A 5,125-nucleotide genomic window follows, 5' to 3' on the forward strand; every position below is an offset into this window, starting at 1 on the left:
ACTAAAGATATTATCCCTCGCAACAAGAGGTTACGAGAGTTCTATGATAAGAAACGCGAAGAAGGAAAGCCTTATAAAGTAGCGGTAATAGCACGTGCAAATAAGCTCTTACAATGGATATATGCGCTTTTAAAGAGTAACTCAACCTTCCAAGATATAGCTTAAATAAAAAATAAAACTAAACAATGCAAAACTTTCCAATAGTCAAAATTAGGAAGGTTATTTGGCATGCTTATTTTTAGTATATCATGTGATTTTTAAGATTTTTAATGAAAAATATTGACAAACTATTAGCTGGTTACTTTAAGTACAATTCTTCACAATCTTTTTTACACCTCAATAAACTCAATCCCTTAAATGTGTTGACCATACAAAAAAAAGACGCCTCTCTTATTAAAAAAATCGCCCTTTAATGGAATACCACTGCTTAAACCTAATACAAGGAAATCACCATGTTCGCTCAACAAGTAGTCTCCGCACATGACCAGTCTCTTGCATGTTTCAAAGTAATATCGATAAACATTGATAAAGCTGGAGAAATCCACTTATTTTTATGATAAGCTACTTGGGAGAAAATTTGTGTAAAGCCACCGACACAGGGAATTATTTTTAACTTCCCTTCCTTGATTTCATCATTTACTGTCATTAAAGGTAAACAAGCAATACCAAGCCCACTCATTATACAACGTTTCATTGCTTCTATACTCCAAAGTTCCATCGTGTGGGAAGGTACGATTCCCCGTTCTCCAAGGTATTCTTCAAACATCTTTCGATAACTGCATTCTTTCTCGTTTACAATCAAACACTCACTTATCTTTTGATTTCCGAAGTTTATATCTAAACTATTCAGCGAACAACAATCAGCGCTTCCAACAAGGACAATAGGTTCGTCCAATAACGAATGGACGATTAAATCTGAATCCTGCAACTCTGGCAACATGACAAATGCAATATCTGCACTACCATTAAGGATTGCTCTCTTGTTATCTCCGCAGGAGGCGTTACTTAAACTGATGCTTACATGTGGAAACTTCTTTCTATATTCTCTTAATATTGGTTCTAGGCGGTATACCGTTAGAGATTCCGGAGCCGCAATCTTTAACTCCCCTCTTACATCCTCTCCATCATTGTTAATGCTTTCGATCTTTCCATAGGTATCTAAAATCTCTCGAGTATAGGGCAACAACTTCTTGCCAATATCAGTCAATCTAACCTTTCGACCCATTCGATCAAACAGAGGTGCGCCTATATGTTCTTCAATAGCTTGAATATGAGAAGTCACCGTGGATTGGGTGTAACCTAATTGTTCTGCTGCTTGTGTGAAGCTACCCGTTTCAATGATCATTTTAAACGTAACAAAATGGCGTATTTCCATCATTTCACCAACTTTCATTTTACTCTTGCTTTTATATTATCAAAAAAACCGATGGATAACATCAAGTATTTCAATTTTACTGATAATAAGTCAAGAGTTAATATTAAGATCTATAAAAAGCAGGATATTATATGAAGACAACAGAGGTGGTTGAGTTTGAAACGTATACACTATAGCTGGTTTATTCTTGCCATAACATTTTTCTCGATTATTGTGGCTGGAATTGTAAGGTCATCTTCAGGGGTCTTCATAGAACCTTTCGAAAATGAATTTCGCTGGGACCGTTCAATAATTTCACTAGCTTTTGCTGTGGGTTTATTTTTATATGGTATATCAGGTCCTTTTATGGCTGCACTGATTGAAGTACTTGGATTAAAGAAGATGATGCTTTTGTCTATGGTAACATTGTTAATAGGAACTTTGCTTACCCTAATGATGCAGCATTCGTGGCAACTCATCATCATCTGGGGCATTATTATAGGGATCGGTTCAGGGTTATTCCTAACCGTGCTAAGTCCCTATGTAGTGACCCGATGGTTTGAAAAAAAAAGGGGGCTTGTGTTAGGAATATTAACAGCAAGCACAGCAACTGGTCAGTTAATTCTACTTCCCATCTTAGCGAAAATTATAGAAAGATATTCGTGGCGTTGGGCGATTGCTTTAATAATGATACTTAGTGGGATCATGCTAGTATTCATTTTATTTTTTATGAAAAACTCTCCAAAAGAAATTGGTATTCTTCCATATGGTCTTAAAAAAGAAATAGAAGATAATAATAAAGAACAGAAGAAAAATCCTATTATTATTGCATTCAACGGTTTATTTGAGGCAGCAAAAGTGAAAGAATTTTGGTTGCTAGCAGGTAGTTTCTTTATCTGTGGTCTTTCAACTAGTGGTTTAATCGGTACTCACTTTGTCTCTTTTTGTACCGGCTACGGCATAACTTTGGTTACAGCTGCTTCGTTACTTTCATTAATGGGGGTTTTTGATCTGCTAGGTACAACCATATCTGGTTGGTTGTCAGATCGCTATGATAATAGATGGTTATTATTTTGGTACTACGCCTTACGAGGTGCATCACTTGTTTTACTTCCGATTGCGTTATCTAAAGGCTCCTTTATGTTACTTATTATTTTTTCTGTTTTTTACGGATTGGATTGGATTGCAACAGTGCCACCGACTGTTGGCATATCAAGGCAAGTCTTCGGAATTGAAAAAAGTGGAATAGTATATGGATGGATTTCTGCTTCGCATCAGGCTGGTGCCGCAGTAGCAGCATATGGAGGGGGTCTAATATATAAATTTTTCAACTCTTACACTTGGACATTCTTCTTGGCAGGAGTTTTCTGTATATTAGCAAGCTTATTTGTCATTCTTATTAAAAAACAACATTCAAGTCAATTACCTAAAGAAGGAATAATGGAGCAATGTGTAGAAAGCTAAAACTGATGTATTTACTTTACTCTCACTGCACAGGATAAATTATTTTTCTGACAAAGTTTTTATAGATTCTGAAAAGCATCCTGTATTCAATAGAATCTATAATTTAATTATTAAAAGGTGCTTTTCTGAAGTAACCAAAGCCTAATTTCTATGTGCTTTAAGCGAGAAATTAGGCTTTTTCATTTGGATTTCCTTGACATTGTATCCTCTGTTGCTTTAAGGAAAAAGCGACCCTTCAATTTCGAAGAATCGCAGTCCTAACTACTATATTATTTTTCTAGTTCGATAATTAGGGCATCTAATTTATATTCTTCTTTAACTGTATTAGGTTTCGCTTGTGCGTTGGAGTTGTGACTTCTTTTAACGTGAGGAGTTATTATTAGTTTAGATGCCTTCTGATCCAACTTTTGGTATGTTTTACTCCAATTAATATTGTAAGTTCCCTCGGCAACTTCTCCTCCGTTATCTTGACCAGAATAGATATTTCCTAAGTCATCTTTAATTTCTAAATCAACATGCACTCCATCCCAGGTGCTTTGTATCAATTCAGAAACTTCTTGATTATAAAAAAGTGTAAAGGACATTGGAGTTATAGATATTTTTTCTACATTTACTTTTACTCCATTTTTTTCTGAGGTAATGCCACTCAATATTTGCACTTTACTTTCCGTAGCCTTTACAGAAAAATCAAATTTCCAATCTCCTTTGATCTCTGTCTTATTATCTGGGTTTTTAATACTGTCAATATTCCATTTAATATCAGCGACATCAAATTTTTTATCTTCCAGATTATTTACAGTTAACAAGCCCACATATTTATTTGTATCTATTTTAGTTGTTATGCCAGTACCTCCTGTTGCGTACATCCCTGATATTCTTGGTAAAGTAAAGTTTGCATTCCCAATATCTTGTTCACTTTCAATGGTATATGTTAGCGTCGCTGTTTTCCCATCAAAAACAGCGTCATTTATCGTGAATTTAACCCCGTTACTTTCCTTAGTAATATTGATTTCATTTGAATATTTCTTATAGTCATAATAGAGTCCAATATCTTTTTTCTGTGTATCTTTACTTTCGATAAAGTCTCCTTTATCAGCACCAGAAAGTCCAGTTGTTCCATGGTCGAAAAATCGGAATATATCTTCAATTACTGGAATATTTCCAGCATATGCAGGTAAAGTTACAAAGCTTGTAACGGTTAGTCCGACTAAAATGGATGCTGCCGCAATATTCTTTTTCCAAGCTTTCGTTTGTTTATTCTTTATGATTATCGATTTCTTTAAGGTTCTTTTAACATTAGCTTTTTCTAGGGCACTTACTTCCATTTCCTCAAATTCTATCTCATCTAAGTTTATATCATTCAATAATTGGTAAATATCCTTCATACGCCATTCTCTCCTAACTTGAGGTTGGTCGTTTGCTTAATGAGCTTCTTTTTCCCTCTGTAAATTCGATTATCAATAGAAGCTTTGGTTAAACCTAGTTTTATTGATATATCCTCTGACTTTAAACCTAGAAAAAACTTCATGATAAAAATATCTCTTTCAAGAGGTTCTAGTTGATTTATTAACTTTATCAGTTCATTTTTGTCTTCTACGGAGAGTAATTCTTCTTCTGCGGACTTTTCTACATTAAGTTCCATCTTATCTGAGGCTATTTCAATTTGCTTACTAGCTTTTCTGTAATAATCAATAGCTTTAAATTTAGCAATGGCACATACCCATTTTTTAAAATCATTTGAATCTCCGTTAAACTTCTTCGAATTGTTCCAGATGGAAAGAAAAATATCATTGATACATTCTTCCATGACACCATTGTTATTTAGAGGGCTCAGCACTTTATAAGCAACCCCTTTTATCAATGGCAGATACTTATCTACGATAAATTCGAGAGCGTCTTCTTTTTGTCGTTGTAATCGATGTATAAAATTTGATTCATTTGACCGCATGTACCGATTCCCCTTATTTTTTGTAAAAGCTTTTACACCTTATATAACGAATAGAAAATGTTTTTTTCTCGCATTTACAAAAATTCTTTTATTTTAATCTAACATAGTGCAAGAGTAATATTATGATTTAAGGAATATGATTTCGAAATTTTCATCAATTTGATTAGTTCCATAATGACATTGATTAAACATTATGGAGATATTGTTCACTCATATCAAAAAGGGACCGCCAAAATGACGGTCCCTTTGTTGAACTAACGCACCCGTTAGTGGAATAAGACTCTTTCCAAAAATGCAATTATGAAAATACTCAACCCATAAGCTTAAATTGACTTGTGTAGATTATTTCACTTATTTTC

General features: G+C 34.2%; 4 protein-coding genes and 1 pseudogene. 2 read left to right on the top strand and 3 right to left on the bottom strand.

The window, feature by feature from the left end; all coding sequences use genetic code 11:
- Positions 1-165, top strand: a pseudogene (locus AC59HZ_RS31145) (IS110 family transposase); the annotation flags it as partial.
- Between the two features lie 295 nt (positions 166-460).
- Here the strand turns inward: AC59HZ_RS31145 and AC59HZ_RS31150 are convergent.
- Positions 461-1,393 (bottom strand): LysR family transcriptional regulator, encoded by a 933-nt coding sequence (locus AC59HZ_RS31150; RefSeq protein ID WP_496549579.1) that lies wholly within the window; start codon positions 1,391-1,393, stop codon positions 461-463.
- A gap of 138 nt (positions 1,394-1,531) precedes the next feature.
- On the opposite strand from AC59HZ_RS31150, the gene AC59HZ_RS31155 reads away from it, so the two are divergent.
- Positions 1,532-2,818, top strand: coding sequence for an MFS transporter (locus tag AC59HZ_RS31155; RefSeq protein WP_496549580.1), 1,287 nt, complete (start codon positions 1,532-1,534; stop codon positions 2,816-2,818).
- Positions 2,819-3,087: 269 nt separating this feature from the next.
- Here the strand turns inward: AC59HZ_RS31155 and AC59HZ_RS31160 are convergent, their stop codons facing one another.
- Together AC59HZ_RS31160 and AC59HZ_RS31165 are read right to left on the bottom strand one after the other, a co-directional pair.
- Positions 3,088-4,203, bottom strand: coding sequence for a DUF4179 domain-containing protein (locus AC59HZ_RS31160; RefSeq protein WP_496549581.1), 1,116 nt, complete (start codon positions 4,201-4,203; stop codon positions 3,088-3,090).
- Positions 4,200-4,766, bottom strand: a complete 567-nt coding sequence (locus AC59HZ_RS31165) for a sigma-70 family RNA polymerase sigma factor (RefSeq protein WP_496549582.1) — start codon at positions 4,764-4,766, stop codon at positions 4,200-4,202. Before AC59HZ_RS31165 ends, AC59HZ_RS31160 begins: the two co-directional genes overlap by 4 nt.
- Positions 4,767-5,125 lie beyond the last annotated feature (359 nt).

The sequence above is a fragment of the Neobacillus sp. DZ-9 genome (genome assembly GCF_059587065.1).